This is a genomic window from Streptomyces sp. NBC_00829, assembly GCF_045161795.1.
Taxonomy (GTDB): Bacteria; Actinomycetota; Actinomycetes; order Streptomycetales; family Streptomycetaceae; genus Streptomyces.
In genome coordinates, this window is record NZ_CP108867.1 from 4,798,873 (window position 1) to 4,819,163 (window position 20,291).

Genomic DNA, 20,291 nt, shown 5'->3' on the forward strand with positions numbered 1-20,291 from the left:
TGACATCAAGATATATTCGGGCGCACGCTTGGGCATGGTCGGGCCGGAACATCGTTCCGTTTCGGCGCACCGTTCCAGCAAGGGGGCTCCACCATGCATTCCGAACCGCATTGGGATCCGCAACAGTATCTGCGCCACGCCGGGCACCGCACCCGGCCGTTCGCCGACCTGCTCACCCGAATAACGGAGTTGCCGAACAGCGACCGGCCCGCCCGTATCGCCGACATCGGCTGTGGCCCCGGAAATGTCACGGCACTGCTTGCCGACCGCTGGCCCACCGCCCACATCACCGGCTTCGACCTTTCGCCCGAGATGCTCGCCATCGCCGAGAAGGAACACGCAGGCACCACAGCGGGCGGCGGCTGGCTCGACTTCCGGACCGCCGACGCCGCGCACTGGACGCCCACCGAGCCGTACGACCTGATCGTGTCCAACGCGGCACTGCAATGGGTGCCCAACCACCCGGAGTCCTTCCCCGCCTGGATCGAGGGCCTCGTCCCCGGCGGCACCCTCGCCTTCCAGGTCCCGGGCAACTTCACCTCACCAAGCCACGCCCTCCTCGGCGAACTCTGCGACACCCCGCAGTGGCGCCGACGCCTCGGCGACCACGGCCGCCGCTATGTCCACATACTCGACACCGCCGACTATCTCGGCCGCCTGGTGGACCTCGGCTGCGAGGCAGACGCCTGGGAGACCACGTATCTCCAGCTCCTCACCGGCGAGGACCCGGTCCTGGACTGGGTCAAGGGCACGGCCCTGCGCCCGGTCCTGACCGAACTCGCCGACGATCCCGACTCCGCGGAGGAATTCCTCGGGCAGTACCGCGATCTGCTCCGCAAGGCCTACCCGCCGGGCCCGCACGGCACGGTGTTCCCGTTCCGCCGCATCTTCGCCGTCGCACGAAAGGGACTGTGGCCCACCCAGGCCTGAGGGTCACCGGGATCGAGGCGTACGGCGCGTCTTGAGGAGCGCGGCGCGAAGGTCGTCTGGGACGACAGCCTCCCCGGTCACCGCCGCTTCTACTGCGACGACCCGGTCGGCAACCGGCTCGAATTCCTGGAGCCGGCGGCCATGGGGGCGGCCTGAGCGCAAAGGAGCGCCCCGCCCTGCCGGAAGGACCGGAGAGACGGGGCGCTCCGCGCGGCGAGCGGTGCCGCGCGTCATGGATCAGTACAGCGTGCTGTACGTGCTCCAGCCGCCGCCGATCTTCGCACCGGCGTTGAAGGCGCCCGTGCCGTTGGCGGTGTAGCGGTACAGATCCCCGGCAGCGTTGGCGCCGAGCAGGTCCGCCCGCCCGTCGCCGTCGATGTCGCCCGGGGAGGCCAGCTTGTTGTACGTGTTCCAGCCCGAGCCGATCAGCGACTTCGCCTTGAACGGCGCGGAGGCCACGCCCGTACCCGCGTACAGGTACAGCTTGCCGTCCGTGGCGCGAGCGACCAGGTCGCCGCGGCCGTCGCCGTTGACGTCTCCGGCGCCGACCAGCTTGTTGAAGGTGTTCCAGCCGGTGCCGACCTTGAGGCGCCCGGCGAACGCCGTGCCGGTGCCGTTGCCGCGGTACAGCCACAGCGCGCCGGAGCCGTCGCGGGCCAGCAGGTCGCCCTTGCCGTCGCCGTCGAGATCGCCGGGGCCGGCCAGGAGGTTGTAGATGCCCCAGCCGGTACCGATGGTCTGCAGCTGACCCGAGGTGTGGCTCAGGTTGTACAGGGTGCCGTTGTACAGCTCAAGAATGTCCGCGAAGCCGTTGCTGTCGAGGGACGAGGCGAAGGTGAGCTTCGAGCCCTGGAAGCCGCCGACCTCGCTTCCCTGCCTGCGCGCGCTGAGCAGCCCGTTGTTCGTCACGTAGTACGAGAACAGCGTGCCCTTGGTGTCGAGGCCGAGGAGCTCGTCCTTGCCCCAGTTCGGGATGTTGCCCGCCCCGGCGAACTGCGTCACCGCGTTCCAGCCGGTGCCGCCCTCCACCCGGGGCAGGAACGCGCCCGTGCCGGTGGACTCGTACGTCCACAGCGCACCCGCGGGCGTACGCGCCACCAGGTCACCGAGGCCGTCGCCGCTGCGGTCGTCGAGGCTGAGGATCTGGTTGTAGCCGTTCCAGCCGGAGCCGACCTTGACGCGCGGCTTGAACAGTGCCGGGGAGCCGGGGCTGCCGGAGTAGAAGTACAGCTCGCCGCCCGGGGTACGGGCGAACAGATCGGCGATGCCGTCGCTGTTGACGTCGTTCATGCCGATCAGCTGGTCGTACCCGCCCCAGCCGGAACCGACCTTCACCCGGGCGGCCATGGGAGCTGCCGCTCCCGGCGTGGTCCGGTACAGGTACAGGTCACCCGTCGGCGTGCGCGCGAGGATGTCGCCGCTGCCGTCACCGGTCAGATCACCGGGCGAGAACACCTTGTTGTAGCCCTGCCAGCCCGTGCCGGACCAGATGATGACGGCCTGGTTGGCGGAGCTGCGGTAGGCGGAGAGCCTGCCGTGCGCCGACAGGGTGAAGTGGACCGGGTTGTTCTGCTCAAGACCGGCGACGGAGAAGATGTCCTTGTAGGTCTCGTTGGAGTCCTGGTACACGCCGGCGTCGAAGGGGTACTGCCTCGACGCGTCGCCGTTGGTCGGCGACAGATAGATCTTGCCGTCCTGGCCGCGGTACAGAAGGTCGCTGAAGCCGTCGCCGTCGACGTCGGCGCGCGGCTTGGCGACCGGGACGTCCTCGGCCGCGGCGGCCAGGCGCTGGGCGTCCGCCTTCGCCTTGGGCTTCGGGAGCGTCAGCCTCGGCTGCTCCGTCTTCGGCCTGGTCTGCTCGACCAGCGGGCGTGGGGCAGGAGTGTCGTCCGCCGCCGCGGGCACGGCCAGCAACATGCCGGCCGAGAGGGCGAGGGCGGTGCAGGCCGCGGTCCGGCGGGCGCGTCGTGCACGCATGCCGACGGAACGGCCGGGCTCCACTGAAGACAAAGTCCCCCCCTGGGGAAAATTGGTGGAACCGGGTTGAAGACGTTCGCAGTTGCTCACAAGCGAGTGGCGAACCGATCCCCGGAATGTTCCCGGATTCTATAACCGGGGAATCCTGGACAGGAAGCGCAATACGAGGCCCTTGAGGCGTCAGTTCTTGCGGTGACCTATCAGCCGCGGCTTCTGCTCCAGACCGTCGAGTCCGTGCCATGCCAGGTTCACCAGATGAGCCGCCACCTCGGCCTTCTTGGGCCGCCGTGCGTCCACCCACCACTGGCCCGTCAGCGCGACCATGCCCACCAGCGCCTGGGCGTAGAGCGGGGCCAGCTTCGGGTCGAAACCGCGGGCCTTGAACTCCAGGCCGAGGATGTCCTCGACCTGCGTCGCGATATCGCTGATCAGCGAGGCAAAAGTGCCCGTCGACTGGGCGACCGGCGAGTCACGGACCAGAATGCGGAACCCGTCCGTATACGTCTCGATGTAGTCGAGCAGCGCGAAAGCCGCCTGCTCCAGGAGCTCACGCGGATGCCCCGCGGTCAGCGCGCTCGTGACCATGTCGAGCAGCTGGCGCATCTCGCGGTCCACCACGACGGCGTACAGCCCCTCCTTGCCGCCGAAGTGCTCGTACACCACCGGCTTGGAGACCCCCGCCTTCGCGGCGATCTCCTCCACCGACGTGCCCTCGAATCCCTTCTCGGCGAACAGGGTGCGGCCGATGTCCAGCAGCTGCTCGCGGCGCTCCGCCCCGGTCATCCGGACCCGACGGGCCCGGCGGCTCCCGGAGGGCCGCTTCTTGTCCGTACCGCTGCCGCTACTGCCGTCGATCGCCACGTCGTCAATCATGCCGCGTCGGCCGGCTCACTCTTGCGCCGGGCGTCGATCCGCGACGCATCGGGCCAGCGGACGTCGTACGCCCAGCCCAGCTGCTCGAACCAGCGGATCAGCCGGGCGCTGGAGTCGACCTGCCCGCGCAGCACACCGTGCCGCGCGCTCGTCGGCTCCGCGTGGTGGAGGTTGTGCCAGGACTCGCCGCACGACAGCACCGCCAGCCACCAGACATTGCCCGAGCGGTCGCGGGACTTGAAGGGGCGCTTGCCGACCGCGTGGCAGATGGAGTTGATCGACCAGGTCACATGGTGCAGCAGCGCGACCCGGACCAGCGAACCCCAGAAGAACGCGGTGAACGCGCCCCACCACGACATCGTCACCAGACCACCCACCAGCGGCGGGATCGCCAGCGAGAGAACCGTCCAGTAGATGAAGTCACGGGAGATACGGCGCAGCGCCGGGTCCTTGATCAGGTCCGGGGCGTACTTGTGCTGCGGCGTGCGCTCCTCGTCGAACATCCAGCCGATGTGAGCCCACCACAGGCCCTTCATCAGCGCGGGCAGCGTCTCGCCGAAGCGCCAGGGGGAGTGCGGGTCGCCCTCGGCGTCGGAGAACTTGTGGTGCTTGCGGTGGTCGGCCACCCAGCGCACCAGCGGGCCCTCGACAGCCAGCGAGCCCATGACCGCGAGCGCGATCCGCAGCGGGCGCTTCGCCTTGAAGGAGCCATGGGTGAAATAGCGGTGGAAACCGATCGTGATGCCGTGGCAGCCGATGTAGTACATCGCCACCAGCAGGCCCAGGTCGAGCCAGCTGACACCCCAGCCCCAGGCCAGCGGCACCGCCGCGAGCACCGCGACGAAGGGCACCGTGATGAACAGCAGCAGGGCGATCTGCTCGATCGACCGCTTGCTGTCCCCGCTGAGCGTGGCATACGGGAGATCGGCCGGCGGCGTCTCAGGGGCGTCGTCGAGCAGTTCGGGGCTTGTTGTCATGAGGGTCCCCTGTGGGGTGAGAGCTACATCAGAAGCCGCGTTACGGATGCGTAACCTACGGCATCGTAAGTATGGCAGTGCGGAGGCCCGCGGCAAGAGACCTGTGGATAACGTCAGGGAAATGGACACCTATCCTGGGTGACGTCGGACAGCGCGGTCCGCAGCCTCCAGAACCCTCCAGACGTGCTCAAACACTGCAAGGAGCCGCACCTGTGAGCAGTGCCGACCAGACCCCCACCGCCAGTCCCGAGCTGCGCACCGACATCCGCCGACTGGGCGACCTCCTGGGCGAGACCCTCGTCCGGCAGGAGGGCCCCGAGCTCCTCGACCTCGTCGAGCGGGTGCGCGCACTCACGCGCAGCGACGGTGAGGCAGCAGCCGAGCTGCTCGGCGACACCGGCCTGGAGACCGCAGCCAAGCTGGTCCGGGCCTTCTCCACCTACTTCCATCTCGCGAACGTCACCGAGCAGGTCCACCGCGGCCACGAGATGCGCGAGCGCCGCGCCGCCGAAGGCGGACTCCTCTCCCGCACCGCGGACCAGCTCAAGGACGCCGACCCCGAGCACCTGCGCCAAACGGTCAGGAACCTCAACGTGCGGCCCGTGTTCACGGCCCATCCCACCGAGGCCGCCCGGCGCTCCGTCCTCAACAAGCTGCGCCGGATCGCCGAGCTCCTCGAAACCCCGGTCAGCCCCGCCGACCGGCGCCGCCACGACCTGCGGCTCGCCGAGAACATCGACCTCATCTGGCAGACCGACGAGCTGCGTGTCGTGCGCCCCGAGCCCGCCGACGAGGCGCGCAACGCGATCTACTACCTCGACGAGCTGCACGCCGGCGCCGTCGGCGACGTCCTGGAGGACCTCGCCGCGGAGCTGCAGCGCGTCGGCGTCGAACTGCCCGCGGACACCAGGCCCCTGACCTTCGGCACCTGGATCGGCGGCGACCGCGACGGCAACCCCAATGTCACCCCCGCGGTGACGAGGGACGTGCTCATCCTCCAGCACGAGCACGGCATCACCGACGCCCTCGAAGCCATAGACGGCCTGCGCGGACTGCTCTCCAACTCCATCCGCTACACCGGCGCGAGCGAGGAACTGCTCGGCTCGCTCCAGAGCGACCTGGAACGGCTGCCGGAGATCAGCCCCCGCTACAAGCGGCTCAACGCCGAGGAGCCCTACCGCCTCAAGGCGACCTGCATCCGGCAGAAGCTCGTCAACACCCGCGAGCGCCTTGCCAAGGGCACCCCCCACGAGACGGGCCGCGACTACCTCGGCACCGCCGAACTGGTCCAGGACCTGGCCCTGATCCAGACGTCGCTGCGCGCGCACCGCGGCGGGCTCTTCGCCGACGGCCGCCTGGACCGTACGATCCGCACGCTCGCCGCCTTCGGACTCCAGCTCGCCACCATGGACGTGCGCGAGCACGCCGACGCGCACCACCACGCGCTCGGGCAGCTCTTCGACCGCCTCGGCGAGGAGTCCTGGCGCTACGCCGACATGCCGCGGGAGTACCGGCAGAAACTGCTCGCCAAGGAGCTCCGCTCGCGCCGCCCACTGGCGCCCACGCCCGCGCCGCTGGACGCGGCCGGTGAGAAGACCCTCGGCGTGTTCCACACCGTCAAGGAAGCCTTCGAGCACTTCGGGCCCGAGGTCATCGAGTCGTACATCATCTCGATGTGCCAGGGTGCCGACGACGTCTTCGCGGCGGCCGTCCTGGCCCGCGAGGCCGGGCTGATCGACCTGCACGCCGGCTGGGCGAAGATCGGCATCGTGCCGCTGCTGGAGACCACCGACGAGCTGAAGGCCGCCGACGTCATCCTCGACGGAATGCTCGCCGACCCCTCCTACCGGCGGCTCGTCTCCCTGCGCGGCGACGTCCAGGAAGTCATGCTCGGCTACTCCGACTCGTCCAAGTTCGGAGGCATCACCACCTCGCAGTGGGAGATCCACCGGGCCCAGCGCAGGCTGCGCGACGTCGCCCACCGCCACGGCGTACGGCTGCGGCTCTTCCACGGCCGCGGCGGCACCGTCGGCCGCGGCGGTGGCCCTTCGCACGACGCGATCCTCGCGCAGCCGTGGGGCACCCTGGAGGGCGAGATCAAGGTGACCGAGCAGGGCGAGGTCATCTCCGACAAGTATCTGATCCCCTCGCTGGCCAGGGAGAACCTGGAGCTGACGGTCGCCGCCACCCTCCTGGCCTCGGCGCTGCACACCGCGCCGCGCCAGTCCGACGAGGCGCTGTCGCGCTGGGACGCGGCGATGGACACCGTCTCGGACGCGGCACACGACGCCTACCGCCGCCTGGTCGAGGACCCGGACCTGCCCGCGTACTTCTTCGCCTCCACACCGGTCGACCAGCTGGCCGACCTGCACCTGGGCTCACGCCCCTCCCGCCGCCCCGACAGCGGGGCGGGCCTGGACGGCCTGCGGGCCATCCCGTGGGTCTTCGGCTGGACGCAGTCACGGCAGATCGTGCCGGGCTGGTTCGGTGTCGGCTCGGGCCTCAAGGCGCTGCGTGAGGCCGGTCAGGACACCGTTCTGGACGAGATGCACGAGCAGTGGCACTTCTTCCGGAACTTCATCGCGAACGTCGAGATGACGCTTGCCAAGACGGACCTGCGGATCGCCCGCCACTACGTCGACACGCTCGTCCCCGAGGAGCTGAAGCATGTCTTCGACGCGATCGAGGCGGAGCACGAGCTGACCGTGCGCGAAGTCCTGCGGATCACCGGCGGCGAGCGGCTGCTCGACTCCAACCGGGCCCTTCAGCAGACCTTCGCCATCCGTGACGCCTACCTGGACCCGATCTCCTACCTCCAGGTCTCGCTGCTGGCCCGCCAGCGCGCGGCGGCCGAGCGGGGCGAGGAGCCGGACCCGCTGCTGTCGCGGGCTCTGCTGCTGACGGTCAACGGAGTGGCCGCCGGTCTGCGCAACACGGGCTGAGACGAACGGGGGCGCGCCCCCTACGGCCGGGCGGGCGAAGGCAGGCTCTTCGCCCGTCCGGCCACACCACGGGGAACGCGCGCGGGAGCCGGCTCTTTCCCCGGGGCCGGCTACAACGCGAGGAACGCGCCCATCAGCAGTGCGCCGCCCGCCGCGGCCGTCGCCCAGGCCAGGCGGGTCAGCCGCAGGCCGCCGCCGATCACCAGACCGGCGAGCAGCAGCGCCCCTCCCATCGGGACCCAGGCGTGCAGGGCGCCGGCCGTGCCGGAGAGGACCAGTTCGTTCGTGTCCGGTTTCACCACGACCGGGAGCTTCGCGCCGTTCTTCACCGCGACCGACTTCTCGATCGTCATGCCGCCGCGGATCGCCGGAGGACCTTCGGGGTCGTAGGGGCCGGTACAGGTGTCGTCGCTACAGCGGACGACCGTGATCGTGCCGTGCTCACGGCCCTTCGCGAGCAGGACGTGCTGGGCCGTGCCCCACGACGCCCAGAAGCCCGCCGCCACCAGAAGCAGGGCGACGCAAGCCGTCGCGGCACGGCGGCCGTGGTGGAGCATGCGAGTCCGGTTCACGGCGCGATCCTTGGCCATGTGAACGCGCCCGGTCAAACCGGGGCCCGGTCTTGTCAGGAGTTGTACGTACTTTGTGCCCGCTCCAGGCCCTCGGTCACCAGACACTCCACCGCGTCCGCCGCCCGGTCCACGAAGTAGCCGAGCTCCTTGCGCTCCGTGGAGGAGAAGTCCTTCAGTACGAAGTCCGCGACCTGCATCCGGCCCGGCGGACGTCCGATCCCGAAACGGACCCGGTGGTAGTCCGGGCCCATCGCCTTCGACATCGACTTCAGACCGTTGTGCCCGTTGTCGCCGCCGCCCAGCTTCACCCGCAGCGTGCCGTAGTCGATGTCCAACTCGTCATGGACCGCGACGATGTTCTCGACGGGCACCTTGTAGAAGTCGCGCAACGCCGTCACCGGGCCGCCCGAAAGATTCATGTACGACATCGGCCTGGCCAGGATCACCCGGCGGTTCGCGGGGCCGACCGGCCCGATCCGGCCCTCGACCACCTGCGCCTGTGCCTTCTGCGCGCGCTTGAACGAGCCGCCCATACGCTCCGCGAGCAGGTCGGCGACCATGAACCCGACGTTGTGACGGTTCGCGGCGTAGCCGGGGCCGGGATTACCGAGGCCCACGACGAGCCAGGGAGCGTTCGCGTCGGACATCTGGCCACAGTCTCCTTCGATGCGTACAGCTCGGATGCGTACGGACAGGGAAACGGGGTGGCGGGCCGCGGCCCGCCACCCCGTCAAGCAGAGCAACGCTCAAGCAGCAAAGCTCAAGCAGAGCTTACGGCTCAGGCCTCGGCGGCCTCTTCGCCCTCACCGGCGCCCTCGGCAGCCGGCTCCTCGGCCTGCGCGGCCAGGATCTGCAGGACGACAGTGTCGTCCTCGACCGCCAGGGTGGTGCCCTTCGGCAGCGCGATGTCCTTGGCGAGGATGGAGTCACCGGCCGCCAGGCCCTGGATGGAGACCGAGACGGACTCGGGAATGTGCGTGGCCTCGGCCTCGACCGGCAGCGCGTTGAGCACGTGCTCCAGCAGGTAGGCACCCGGGGCCAGCTCGCCCTCGGTGTGCACGGGGATCTCGACGTTGACCTTCTCGCCGCGCTTCACGATGAGCAGGTCGACGTGCTCCAGGTAGCCCTTCAGCGGGTCGCGCACGACAGCCTTCGGGATGGCCAATTCCTTCGCGCCCTCGATGTCCAGGGCGAGCAGAACGTTCGGCGTACGCAGCGCGAGCAGCAGCTCGTGGCCCGGCAGCGAGATGTGGATCGGGTCGGAACCGTGGCCGTACAGGACACCGGGAACCTTGTTCGCGCGGCGGACGCGACGGGCCGCACCCTTGCCGAACTCGGAACGGATCTCGGCGGCGAGCTTCACCTCGGACATATGCACTCCTCGTATTCGCAGAAAAATCTGGTGGCGGTCACCCGGCCACGACAGGCCTGCTACGAAGAGCGCGTCGATAACGGACCGCCGTACCGGTAGGTACGGCCTCCCTCGCCGAGCAACCCGGGCAGTCTACTGGAGTCGCCCCGGCCACCCAACTCGATCAAGAACCGCGTTCAGAACATCACGGATGTTCGGACCCGCCGAGTCCGAACCGTGCGCCGCGCCCTCGACCGGCACCGCCGGACCGAACCGAGCCTCCGTGGACCGCACCTCGCTCCGTGGACCGCACCTCGCTGTCCGCCCTGCCCACCGCCTGCACCGGGCCGTGCGGCCTGCCACAGCCTGTACCGAGCCCGGTCCACCGCGTTCAGCCGCGCCAACTCCTCGTTGGACAGCCTCAACTTCTGCCGGTCGTTCAACTTCGGGTGAACCAGAGGCAGTTCCCAAGCATGAGCTGGGGCCGCACCCTGACGGACGCGGCCCCAGCTCACCTACCTGCCTGCCTGCTACGCCTGCTCCTCGAAGAGGCTCGTCACCGAACCGTCCTCGAACACCTCACGCACCGCGCGCGCGATCGTCGGCGCGATCGACAGCACCGTGATCTTGTCCAGCTCCAGGTCACCCGGGTCGGGCAGCGTGTTCGTGAACACGAACTCGCTCACCTTCGAGTTCTTCAGACGGTCCGCGGCCGGCCCCGACAGGATGCCGTGCGTCGCCGTCACGATCACATCCTCCGCACCGTGCGCGAACAGGGCGTCCGCCGCGGCGCAGATCGTGCCACCCGTGTCGATCATGTCGTCGACGAGCACACAGACACGGCCCTCGACCTCGCCCACGACCTCATGCACCGTCACCTGATTGGCAACGTCCTTGTCACGGCGCTTGTGCACGATCGCCAGCGGCGCGTCCAGCCGGTCGCACCAGCGGTCCGCGACCCGCACCCGGCCCGCGTCCGGAGAAACGACGGTCAGCTTGTTGCGGTCCACCTTCGCGCCCACGTAGTCCGCGAGGACCGGCAGCGCCGACAGATGATCCACCGGGCCGTCGAAGAAGCCCTGGATCTGGTCCGTGTGCAGATCGACCGTGAGAATCCGGTCGGCACCCGCCGTCTTCAGCAGATCGGCGATCAGCCGGGCCGAGATCGGCTCACGGCCACGGTGCTTCTTGTCCTGCCGCGCGTAGCCGTACGACGGGATGATCACGGTGATGCTCCGGGCCGAAGCCCGCTTCAGAGCATCGATCATGATCAGCTGCTCCATGATCCACTTGTTGATCGGAGCCGTGTGGCTCTGAATCAGAAAGCAGTCCGCCCCGCGGGCCGACTCCTGGAAGCGGACGTAGATCTCGCCGTTCGCGAAGTCGAAAGCCTTCGTCGGCACCAGGCCCACACCCAACTGGTGCGCGACCTCCTCGGCCAGCTCGGGGTGGGCGCGGCCGGAGAAGAGCATCAGCTTCTTCTCGCCGGTCGTCTTGATCCCGGTCACAGCACTGTCTCCTCAGACGTGTCTCTGGCCTCGGTCGTACTGAACGCGAGCCAGCCGAATTTGTGTGCACGTATCACGGTACGCCGAGTCCGACGCACCTGTTTCCGGTCAGTTCCCGTCGACGACCGGTTCCGTTGCCGCCTGAGCAGCCTGCGCCGCAGCGCTCCCAGGGCGCTTGCGAGCCACCCAGCCCTCGATATTCCGCTGCTGGCCACGAGCCACGGCCAGCGAACCGGCAGGCACGTCCTTCGTGATGACCGAACCCGCCGCGGTGTACGCGCCGTCCCCGACCGTGACGGGCGCCACAAACATGTTGTCCGAACCCGTCTTGCAGTGCGAACCGATCGTCGTGTGGTGCTTGGCCTCACCGTCGTAGTTCACGAACACGCTCGCCGCGCCGATGTTCGTGTACTCGCCGATCGTCGCATCACCGACATAGGAGAGATGCGGCACCTTCGTACCCTCACCGATCGTCGCGTTCTTCATCTCGACGTACGTACCGGCCTTCGCCTTCACACCCAGCTTCGTACCCGGACGCAGATAAGCGAAAGGCCCCACCGACGCCGACTCACCCACCACGGCCGACTCCGCCACCGTGTTGTCCACCCGCGCGCCCGCGCCCACCACCGTGTCCTTCAGGCGCGAGTTGGGGCCCACCTCGGCACCCTCCGCCAGATGCGTCGCACCCAGCAGCTGCGTACCCGGATGCACGATCGCGTCCCGCTCGAACGTCACCGTCACATCGACCAGCACCGACGCCGGTTCGACGACCGTGACACCCGCCATCATCGCCCGCTCGAGCAGCCGCTCATTGAGCAGCTTCCGCGCCTCGGCCAGCTGGACACGGTTGTTGATCCCCAGAATCTCCCGGTGATCACCCGCGACGGACGCGCCGACCCGGTGACCCGCCTCCCGCAGTATGCCAAGGACGTCCGTCAGATACTCCTCGCCCTGGCTGTTGTCCGTACGCACCTTGCCCAGCGCATCCGCGAGCAGCTGCCCGTCGAAGGCGAAGACCCCGGAATTGATCTCCCGGATCGCGCGCTGCTCGTCGGTGGCGTCCTTGTGCTCCACGATCGCGGTCACGGCACCGGTGGCGGCGTCCCGCACGATCCGGCCGTAGCCGGTCGAGTCCGGCACCTCGGCGGTCAGCACGGTCACGGCGTTGCCGTCGGCGGAGTGCGTCGCGGCGAGCGCGGTCAGCGTCTCGCCGGAGAGCAGCGGGGTGTCGCCGCACACGACGACCACGGTCCCCTCGGGGGTCCGGCCGAGCTCATCGAGCGCCATCCGGACGGCGTGCCCGGTGCCGTTCTGCTCGGCCTGATAGGCGGTGCGGGTGCCGGCGTACTGCTCGGTGAGGTGGCCCTTGACCTGCTCACTCGCATGGCCGACCACGACGACGAGGTGCTCGGGGTCCAGCTCGCGTGCAGCGGAGACGACGTGTCCGACGAGCGAGCGCCCGCAGATTTCGTGCAGGACCTTGGGTGTCTTCGACTTCATACGGGTGCCCTCACCCGCTGCGAGGACGACGACGGCTGCCGGGCGGTTGGCGCTCACGGGAATGCCCTTCGGCTTCGGGTGGTGGACATCCGAAGGATACCGGGGGGTTTCGCCGGGGAAATAAGGGCGGGTCCTGACCGCACAGGTCAGGACCCGAACAGTGGCTCCGCCGGCTGGATTCGAACCAGCGTCTCAAGGCTCCAAAGGCCTGCGGGATGCCGCTACCCCACGGCGGATCACTCCCTCAGACCTTACCGGAGCTGCCCAAGTGGTCGAGCCGCGCGTAGCAGGCTGCCGCTATGCCCGCCCACCATCCTTCGATGCGGCGGTACAGGTCGGCGCCCTGCGATACGCGAACCACGAGGCAGCCTCGGTAGCCCTCGCCGACGTTCTTCCGCACGGTCTTGGGGTTGTGCTTTTTCAACGTGGTCTTCTGCAACGTGGCAACGTCGACTTGTGCTACGTCGGCCCAGTAGCGCTCAGATGCCGGCACGTCTGCGGATTCGTGGATCATCACCCGGAAGCGCAGGCGTTCCGGCTCCACGCCGAGGAGACTGAGCCATGCCAGGTAGACGCGGATGACGTCCACGTCGCTGTTGATGAACGTGACGTTCTCGCGGCGGTCGTAGGGCTTGTCTTTGGTGCCTTCCGCCCAGTAGAGGGCGACGCCAGCCATGAAGAGTTCCCGGCTGCTCACATGACCGATCTCGCGTTGAGCATCGGCCTTGGTCCGCCGACGCTGGTCGTCCCGTATCGCGAGCTCGTGCTCCCAGCGCTTGTCTGAAGCCAGCTTCGCCTGCTCGGCCGGCGTTCGTTGGGCCGGCGGCTTCGGCAGGTCCCGCACCCAGAGCGAGATCGAACTCTTCGAGCACCCCAGCTCCACCTGGATGCGGTCGTACGTCATGCCCTGAAGCCGCAGCTCCCGGGCCTTCTCCCGCAGGTCGTCCTTCGCGTTCGGGCGGTTCGTCCACTCCGGTGGGGGCTCTCCCTCCAGCAGCCGGTTCAGGATGTCGTTGTTGCCGACATGCAGCCGGTCGCGGATCTGGCGGCGGCTGAGGCCCTCCCGGCGCAGCGTGACCGCCCGCTCGCGAAGGGCCTCGAAGTCGGTGTACTTGGCGTGTATGTCCGTCATACGAAAAGCCTCGTCCGGAATTCGGACGTCCGGATCGAAAGTCCGCTCGATTCACCGGATCGGGCGATCGCCGTCTGATTCGTACGTGTTCGAACCCCTTCCGTGCTGCCGCACTCCCCGAAAATGAGTCGCGCCCGCCCGTAGGCTGGAAGACATGACCGTAACGGGGGCACACCAGGACGGCACGGGCACGAGCGCCCGTACGTGGCTGTGGTGGGGAAGACGGCGCAGTGCCGCACTGGACGTGGGGCTCGGGCTGGTCTCCGCCTTTGAGTGCGCTCTGGAGGGTGTGGGGTTCGCGGACAAGGCCGCGATTCCCGTGCCGTTCGGAGTGCTGTTCGGGCTGGTCGTCGGGTCGGTGCTGGTGCTGCGGCGGCGGTGGCCGATCGCCGTGGTGCTGGTGTCGATCGCGACCACGCCCGCCGAGATGGGCTATCTGATGGGCGTCGTCGGGCTCTATACGCTCGCCGCGTCCGACGTTCCGCGCCGGATCACCGCGACGCTCACGGGCATGTCGCTGGCCGCGACGCTGATCGTGACGTTCGTACGGGTGCGCCAGGACGTGTCGTCGGCGGGCTTCGATCCGGAGCCCGGCGCCTGGTACGTACCGTCCATGGCGGGCTTCATGTCGCTGGGTCTGACCGCGCCGCCGGTGCTGTTCGGTCTCTACATAGGGGCGAGGCGCCGGCTGATGGAAAGTCTTCGCGAGCGCGCGGACAGTCTGGAGCAGGAGTTGTCGCTGCTGGCAGACCGGGCCGAGCAGCGGGCCCAGTGGGCGCGTACGGAGGAGCGGACCCGGATCGCGCGGGAGATGCACGATGTCGTGGCGCACCGGGTGTCCTTGATGGTGGTGCACGCGGCAGCGCTGCAGGCGGTGGCGCTGAAGGATCCGCAGAAGGCCGTGAAGAACGCGTCCCTGGTGGGGGACATGGGCCGGCAGGCGCTGACCGAGCTGCGGGAGATGCTCGGGGTGCTGCGGGCGGGGGACGGCGAGCTGCGGTCGGCGGGGCCGGTGCCGTTGGCTGCCGTGGGCGCCGCGGCTGCGGCGGCTGCCGCGGCGGCGGCCGAGGACGGTCCTTCGCTGTGCGATCTGGAGGGTCTGGTCGGGCAGTCCCGGCAGGCGGGGATGGTGGTGGAGCTCGCGGTCCAGGGGGAGGCGCGGGGCTACGCGCCGGAGGTCGAGCAGACGGCGTACCGCGTGGTCCAGGAGGCGCTGACCAATGTCCACAAGCATGCGGCGGGCGCGAAGGTTTTGGTGCGGCTGGCGCATCGTGATGCCGAGGTGGCCATGCAGGTGGAGAACGGCGCACCGGATGCGAGCGGCGCGGGCGCGGCTGCGGCGGGGCTGCCGAGCGGCGGTAACGGCCTGGTGGGGATGCGGGAGCGGGTGCTGGGGCTGGGCGGGGTGTTCGTGTCGGGGCCGACGGACACGGGGGGTTTTCGGGTGTCGGCGGTGCTTCCGGACCGCGAGGGGTATCCGGAAACGGTCTGAGGCGCGGGTCGGCTGTGCCGTTGGCCCGGCCGGGTGCCGGGGCCTCGGGCGGGGCGGGTCGGTTCAGCCCAGGGCCAGGCGGGGCGGTTGCATGCCGGTGACCAGGGTCGCCAGCGCCTGGTCGACGTCAGGGCCGAGGTACCAGTCGCCGGTGTGGTCGAGGCTGTAGACCCGGCCTTCCGTGTCGATGGCCAGCACTGCCTGGTTCTCGCCCTCCTCGCCGAGGGGGGCGATCTCGGTGTCCAGTGCCCGGCCGAGGTCCGCGAGGGTGCGGGCGAGGTGGAGCCCGGCCAGCGGGTCGAAGCGTACGGGTGTGGGGGCGGTCTGCCGTCCTGGGCCGGGTGCGGTGATGCGCAGCCCGCCGAACTCCGCCCATGCTTCCACGGCTGCGGGGAAGACGGTGTGCCGGTGGCCGCCTGGGGAGACGTGGGCGCGCAGGGAGTCCGCCCAGTGTTCGGCGAGTTTGATGTCCCGGCGGCCGGGCTGCCAGCCCGCTTCGCGCAGGGCCGCGTCCACGGCGACCGGGAACCTGGTGGTGCTGAGGTGGTCGGTCATCGTTGCCGTGTCAGCCGTTCTCGGGTGCGGTCGGGGCGACGGGGCGTACCCCGAAGTGGTCGAGCATCGCCGTACAGGATCGGCAGGGTGGTGCGTAGCTGCCGTGGAGGGGGTCGCCGTCCTCGCGGATGCGGCGTGCGGTCAGTTTCGCCTGTTTGAGCGTGCGTCTCGCTTCGCCTTGGGTGAGGGGTTTTCGCTGGGCCCGTTTGGAGCGTTGTGCTTCGGCGGCGGTGAGGTGGCGTGAGAGCAGGATCGCCTCGGGGCAGCGGCCGGTGAACCGTTCGCGTTGTCCGCTGGTGAGGGTGTCGAGGAAATCCTTGACGAGCGGGTGGAGGACGGGCGGCTGGTCCGCCTTGCCTGCGGTGCACGTGAGGGTCTCGCCGCGTACGGAGAGTGCCGCCGCGACGGCGGGCAGGATTCCGTCCCGGCGGTGACCCAGTGCGGGTGGCTGGTGTGCTTCGGCGGTGCTCCAACTGAGGCGTGGATCACCCGAAGTGCTTGGTTGCGCTGCGTGCATGGTGCGTTTGTCCCCTCCCTGCACCCCCCGAGTTGCGGGACAGCCTGCCAAATGCGACGCCTGGTACGGAAGCTGGGGCGCTCAAGCGTGTCGCGGCTTCGGCGGTGGGTCACTCGAAGGTGACGGATGGTGATGGAAGCGGAGGGTCGGTTCCCCCTGTTGCACCACCGCATAGGCTGTCCTGGACGAGCCGGAACGCAGCAGGGGGCATACCGCCATGACGACAGGTCGGCAAGGGCTGGGGGCACCTCCCGGCTCCCAGGCCGGGGGACAAGCCGCGGCACCGAACGCGGCCTACGCCGGGCAGGTCGTGAACTTCCCGGACCCGGTCCGTGCCTCTCGCCATCCGCGGGGTGTGCGGATGGGCGAGTCGGGCCACCCGGACTTCTCGCCGTACGCGCGTGCCGCCGCTGAGATCGCCGAGCCCCCTGAGGGGTTCGGTGTCGACGAACTGCGGTTGACGGACTATGTGTCGGCGAATGCGGCGCTGCACGCCGACGGCCATGCGCTGTGGGACACGATTCCCGCGGTGGCGACGCCGCACGGCTGGACGTGGCATCACGTGTCGGGCACGCGCCGTCTTGAGCTGGTGCCGGTCGAGGTAAAGGCGTTGCTGCGCCACCACGGTGGTCTTGCGACGACTCCGGTGGACCAGGGCAAGCGGGGCACCCGGCCGTTGCAGGAGACCAGGCCGGCGCACTTCGGGCTGCCCAAGGGCGCGGTGTCGGTGTCGGAGCCGCAGCTGCTGAGCGTCGAGGAGGATCTGGGCTACCGGCTTCCTGGGGCGTACCGCTCGTTCCTGAAGGCGGCGGGCGGCTGTGCACCGGTCGGGGCGGCGCTCGACGCGGAGCTGGGGCTGCTGGTGGACCAGCCGTTCTTCACGGTGCGGGACGAGGCGGCGGTCAATGATCTGGTGTACGTCAACAAGTGTCTGCGGGATCACCTGACGAAGGACTATCTGGGCGTCGCGTTCGTCCAGGGCGGGATCCTTGCGGTGAAGGTCAAGGGTTCGGCGGTCGGCTCGGTGTGGTTCTGCGCCTATGACGACGCGCGGGACCGGGATGGGTGGAGCGTGCAGGAGCGCGTGGAGCGGCTGTTGCTGCCGTGCGGTGACGACTTCGACGCGTTCTTGCAGCGTCTGGCGGGTAATCCGCCGGAGCTGGAGACGGTGGCGAACTTGATGGTGGACGGCGGCTTCGCGCGTGCTGTCCCGGTTTCGGGCGAGGGGTGACGGTCCGATGGTGACGTTCGCGCAGGCGCAGGAGCGCGCGGAGGAGTGGGTCAACGGCGATGTGCCCGCGTATCAGCACCGTGAGGTGCGGGTGCGGGAGTTCGAGCTGGGGTTCGTGGTGTGGGCGGAGGACCGCGAGGGCGGTGCGCGTTCGGACGGCGGGCAGCAGCGGCTGGTGATCGCCCGGGACAGCGGTGAGGCGACGCTGTGGCCGGGTCTGCCGGTGGGTGAGGTGATCCGCCGGTACGAGGAGGAGTACGGCGTGCAGGAGGAGACGGCGGCTCCGGAGCCGCCGCAGCGCATCGACCTGAATCAGACGTCGTTCCTGTTGAGCCCGCCGGAGTGGCTCCAGGAGGCGGCGGACAAGCTGGGTATTCCGGATCGGCGTTCGGGGGCGGGGACTTCGGGCGGGGCGTCCCCTTCCCCTTCCCCTTCCCCGGCTTCGTCCGCGTCTTTGGGTTCGCCTTCGGATGCGGCGCCGTCAGACGCTCCGCCGTCGGACGCTCGGCCTTCGGGTGCGTCGCCGGGTGCGGGTGCGGACTGGTCGGCGCCCGCTGCCGCTTCGGGAGGTGTGGGCTCGGCGGCCGGCTTCGGTTCAGGCTCCAACGCCTCGCAGGCGGGCGGGAGTTCGTCCGCGTCCGGACCGGCGTGGCCGGAGGCCGGTTCCTCGGCGGGTTCGCCAGGGGCGGGCGCCTCGCAGGGCGGGTCGGGTTGGCCGAGCGCCGGCGGCGGGGACTATGAGCCGACGGCTTCCGAGGGCGTGCCCTCGACGCCGTCCGGGGCCACGCCGTGGACGGACATCAGTGCGGCCGGTCCCGACGACGCGTCCGTGCCGCTGCCCGCCACGGTCTTCGCACCGCCGATCTCGGGGTCGGACGAGGACGACGCCCCGCCGTCGGTCTCGGTTGCGGACGCGCCGACCGCCCTGATGTCCGGCGGCAGCCAGCTTCCGCGCACCACGGTCGCGCCGGCGCTGAACCAGCCGGGTGGGCTCGTCGGTCAGCCCGCCGCCGGCGGTCCGGTCAATCCTGCAGCGCCCGGTGGTCCCGCGGGTCCGAGTGCCGGTGACATAGCGGACGCGGCGACGAGCAAGGCGCACGTACCGCCGCGCGGGTCGCGCGGCGGGAGTTCGACGCCTCCGCCGCCGCCCGGCGCCCCCGGTACGCCGGGTGCCCGGCCGGGCGCGACACCGCCGCCGCCGGGTGCTCCCGGTGCTCCGGCGGGCGGTTACCTGCCGACGCAGCTCGTCTCACAGCTCGGCCCCGAGGGCCCGCAGCCGCCTGCGGCTCCGGGTGCGCCTGGTGTTCCGCAGCCGCCTGGTCCGCCTGGTTCTCCCGGTTCTCCTGGTGCGACTCCGCCTCTTGGTGGCGGTGTTCATCATGCGGCGACGGTGCTTGCCGGTCCTCCGGTGGGTCCGGGTGCGCCTCAGCCTCCCGGTCCGCCTGGGGCCCCGGGTGCGCCTGGTGTTCCGCAGCCGCCTGGTGCGCCTGGTTCTCCTGGTGCGACTCCGCCTCTTGGTGGCGGTGTTCATCATGCGGCGACGATGCTCGCCGGTCCTCCGGTGGGCCCGGGTGCGCCCCAGCCCCCCGGCCCGCCCGGTGCTCCCGGTGGTCACGTACCGCATGGGCCGCAGCCGCCGCACGGCGGTCAGCCGCCCGCGTACGGCTATCCGCAGCAGTCGTACGGGATGCCGACCGTCGGCCCCGGCTACCAGGCGGTGCTGCGCTATCGCGCGCCCGACGGCTCCGAGGCCCAGCTGATCCGCCGTTCCGCGCCGGGCACCCCGCACCCGGAATGGCAGATCCTGTATGAGCTGCGTGCCCTGAATGTGCCGCCGCAGCAGGTGCTGGAGCTGCACACGGAGCTGGAGTCATGTGAGCTGCCCGGCGGTTACTGCGCCCGGATGATCCGGGAGACATGGCCGCAGGTGCGGATCACGTCGGTCGCTCCGTACGGCAGGGATCACGCCAGCCGTCAGCAGGGCATGCAGCATCTGCTGACCCACCAGGGCGAGTTGCACCAGGTCGCGGACGGCCCGGCACGGCCCGCTCCGGTTCGGGCGCCGTTGCCGCAGGTCCAGCCCGCTCCGCCGGTCCCGCCGCAGGCCATCGCGCAGGAGCTGGTGGGCGCGTTCGGCCCGCAGGGCATCTGCCGGTTCGACCAGCGGGCCGTCTCGCGTCAGGGGGTGCCGGAGATCGTGGCGGCGACCCTGGTGTGGGCGGGTCTGCCGGGCGACTTCAACCCGTTCTTCTGGGCTCAGCCGGCTCAGCCGGTCGTTCCGACGCTTGCGGAGCTCGCGGTGCAGCGGCAGGTACAGCCCGCGTCGGACGCGGGTTCGTATCTGGTGGTCGGCAGTGACTTCGGCCGGGCGATCTGCGTCCAGTACGGCACCGCGCACATCGTGGCGGTGCCGGTGGAGTCAGGTCCCGGCGGTCAGCCGATGGCGCCGCAGTTCGTGAACAGCGGTCTGCCGGAGTTCGTGCGTTCTCTGGCGCTGCTCGGCCGTATGTGGCGGCTGCGATTCAACCTCAACCCGGAGCAGGCGGGCCGCTGGACGGTCGACTTCCAGGCGCAGCTCGTGGCCCTGGACCCGGCGGCGCTGGCGTCGCCGGATAGCTGGTGGTCGGTGCTGCTCGAGCAGATGTGGGACGGACTGCTCTAGCGGGTGAGGCGGGACCACCGGGGCGCCCGGTCTGCTGCGGCAGGCCGGGCGCCCTGCTGTTTGCCCGAGCGT

At 69.9% G+C, this 20,291-nt stretch carries 16 protein-coding genes, 1 tRNA gene and 1 pseudogene; 6 read left to right on the forward strand and 12 right to left on the reverse strand.

Translation table 11 applies throughout. From position 1 onward, the window contains the following. Positions 1 to 93: 93 nt before the first annotated feature. The gene (locus tag OG293_RS21210; RefSeq protein WP_406000358.1) at positions 94 to 930 is read left to right on the forward strand and encodes a trans-aconitate 2-methyltransferase; all 837 of its coding nucleotides are present in this window, start codon (positions 94 to 96) and stop codon (positions 928 to 930) included. Beyond that, positions 915 to 1,086, forward strand: a pseudogene (locus tag OG293_RS21215) (glyoxalase); the annotation flags it as partial. The gene OG293_RS21210 and the pseudogene OG293_RS21215, both read left to right, overlap by 16 nt. Before the next feature lie 81 nt (positions 1,087 to 1,167). Here the strand turns inward: OG293_RS21215 and OG293_RS21220 are convergent. The 3 genes from OG293_RS21220 to OG293_RS21230 all read right to left on the reverse strand — a co-directional run bounded on the left by OG293_RS21220 (position 1,168) and on the right by OG293_RS21230 (position 4,757). Next, positions 1,168 to 2,907: an FG-GAP repeat domain-containing protein gene (locus tag OG293_RS21220; protein ID WP_406000359.1), complete on the reverse strand. Its 1,740-nt coding sequence runs from the start codon at positions 2,905 to 2,907 to the stop codon at positions 1,168 to 1,170. 180 nt (positions 2,908 to 3,087) lie between these two features. Continuing rightward, a complete protein-coding gene (locus OG293_RS21225; protein ID WP_406000360.1) occupies positions 3,088 to 3,780 on the reverse strand; it encodes a TetR/AcrR family transcriptional regulator in 693 nt (230 codons plus the stop codon). After that, positions 3,777 to 4,757, reverse strand: coding sequence for an acyl-CoA desaturase (locus tag OG293_RS21230; RefSeq protein WP_406000361.1), 981 nt, complete (start codon positions 4,755 to 4,757; stop codon positions 3,777 to 3,779). The genes OG293_RS21225 and OG293_RS21230 overlap by 4 nt, the downstream gene beginning before the upstream one ends. Before the next feature lie 212 nt (positions 4,758 to 4,969). Between OG293_RS21230 and ppc the strand changes: the two genes are divergently transcribed. Beyond that, a complete protein-coding gene (gene ppc, locus OG293_RS21235) occupies positions 4,970 to 7,699 on the forward strand; it encodes a phosphoenolpyruvate carboxylase (RefSeq protein WP_406000362.1) in 2,730 nt (909 codons plus the stop codon). A gap of 110 nt (positions 7,700 to 7,809) precedes the next feature. Here ppc and OG293_RS21240 read toward each other — a convergent pair whose 3' ends face one another. The 7 genes from OG293_RS21240 to OG293_RS21270 all read right to left on the reverse strand — a co-directional run bounded on the left by OG293_RS21240 (position 7,810) and on the right by OG293_RS21270 (position 13,762). Further along, complete coding sequence (locus OG293_RS21240) at positions 7,810 to 8,256, reverse strand: hypothetical protein (protein WP_406003664.1); 447 nt, start codon at positions 8,254 to 8,256, stop codon at positions 7,810 to 7,812. Between the two features lie 68 nt (positions 8,257 to 8,324). Further along, the gene (pth, locus tag OG293_RS21245) at positions 8,325 to 8,918 is read right to left on the reverse strand and encodes an aminoacyl-tRNA hydrolase (protein ID WP_406000363.1); all 594 of its coding nucleotides are present in this window, start codon (positions 8,916 to 8,918) and stop codon (positions 8,325 to 8,327) included. 131 nt (positions 8,919 to 9,049) lie between these two features. Continuing rightward, positions 9,050 to 9,643, reverse strand: a complete 594-nt coding sequence (locus OG293_RS21250; protein ID WP_406000364.1) for a 50S ribosomal protein L25/general stress protein Ctc — start codon at positions 9,641 to 9,643, stop codon at positions 9,050 to 9,052. Between the two features lie 509 nt (positions 9,644 to 10,152). After that, positions 10,153 to 11,130: a ribose-phosphate diphosphokinase gene (locus tag OG293_RS21255; protein ID WP_142217565.1), complete on the reverse strand. Its 978-nt coding sequence runs from the start codon at positions 11,128 to 11,130 to the stop codon at positions 10,153 to 10,155. A gap of 108 nt (positions 11,131 to 11,238) precedes the next feature. Further along, a complete protein-coding gene (gene glmU / locus OG293_RS21260) occupies positions 11,239 to 12,687 on the reverse strand; it encodes a bifunctional UDP-N-acetylglucosamine diphosphorylase/glucosamine-1-phosphate N-acetyltransferase GlmU (protein ID WP_406000365.1) in 1,449 nt (482 codons plus the stop codon). A gap of 104 nt (positions 12,688 to 12,791) precedes the next feature. After that, a tRNA-Gln gene (locus tag OG293_RS21265) sits at positions 12,792 to 12,866 on the reverse strand. A gap of 8 nt (positions 12,867 to 12,874) precedes the next feature. Beyond that, positions 12,875 to 13,762, reverse strand: a complete 888-nt coding sequence (locus OG293_RS21270; protein WP_406000366.1) for a hypothetical protein — start codon at positions 13,760 to 13,762, stop codon at positions 12,875 to 12,877. 154 nt (positions 13,763 to 13,916) lie between these two features. On the opposite strand from OG293_RS21270, the gene OG293_RS21275 reads away from it, so the two are divergent. Then, positions 13,917 to 15,254, forward strand: coding sequence for a sensor histidine kinase (locus tag OG293_RS21275; protein WP_406000367.1), 1,338 nt, complete (start codon positions 13,917 to 13,919; stop codon positions 15,252 to 15,254). A 63-nt stretch (positions 15,255 to 15,317) separates the two neighbouring features. On the opposite strand, the gene OG293_RS21280 is transcribed toward OG293_RS21275, so the two are convergent. Together OG293_RS21280 and OG293_RS21285 are read right to left on the reverse strand one after the other, a co-directional pair. Next, positions 15,318 to 15,809: an SUKH-3 domain-containing protein gene (locus OG293_RS21280; RefSeq protein WP_406000368.1), complete on the reverse strand. Its 492-nt coding sequence runs from the start codon at positions 15,807 to 15,809 to the stop codon at positions 15,318 to 15,320. A gap of 10 nt (positions 15,810 to 15,819) precedes the next feature. Continuing rightward, complete coding sequence (locus tag OG293_RS21285; protein ID WP_406000369.1) at positions 15,820 to 16,326, reverse strand: YwqJ-related putative deaminase; 507 nt, start codon at positions 16,324 to 16,326, stop codon at positions 15,820 to 15,822. Between the two features lie 217 nt (positions 16,327 to 16,543). Here OG293_RS21285 and OG293_RS21290 point away from each other — a divergent pair, with 217 nt between their 5' ends. Both OG293_RS21290 and OG293_RS21295 read left to right on the forward strand, forming a co-directional pair. Next, positions 16,544 to 17,557 (forward strand): SMI1/KNR4 family protein, encoded by a 1,014-nt coding sequence (locus OG293_RS21290; RefSeq protein ID WP_406000370.1) that lies wholly within the window; start codon positions 16,544 to 16,546, stop codon positions 17,555 to 17,557. A 7-nt stretch (positions 17,558 to 17,564) separates the two neighbouring features. After that, positions 17,565 to 20,219, forward strand: coding sequence for an SUKH-4 family immunity protein (locus OG293_RS21295; protein WP_406000371.1), 2,655 nt, complete (start codon positions 17,565 to 17,567; stop codon positions 20,217 to 20,219). Positions 20,220 to 20,291 lie beyond the last annotated feature (72 nt).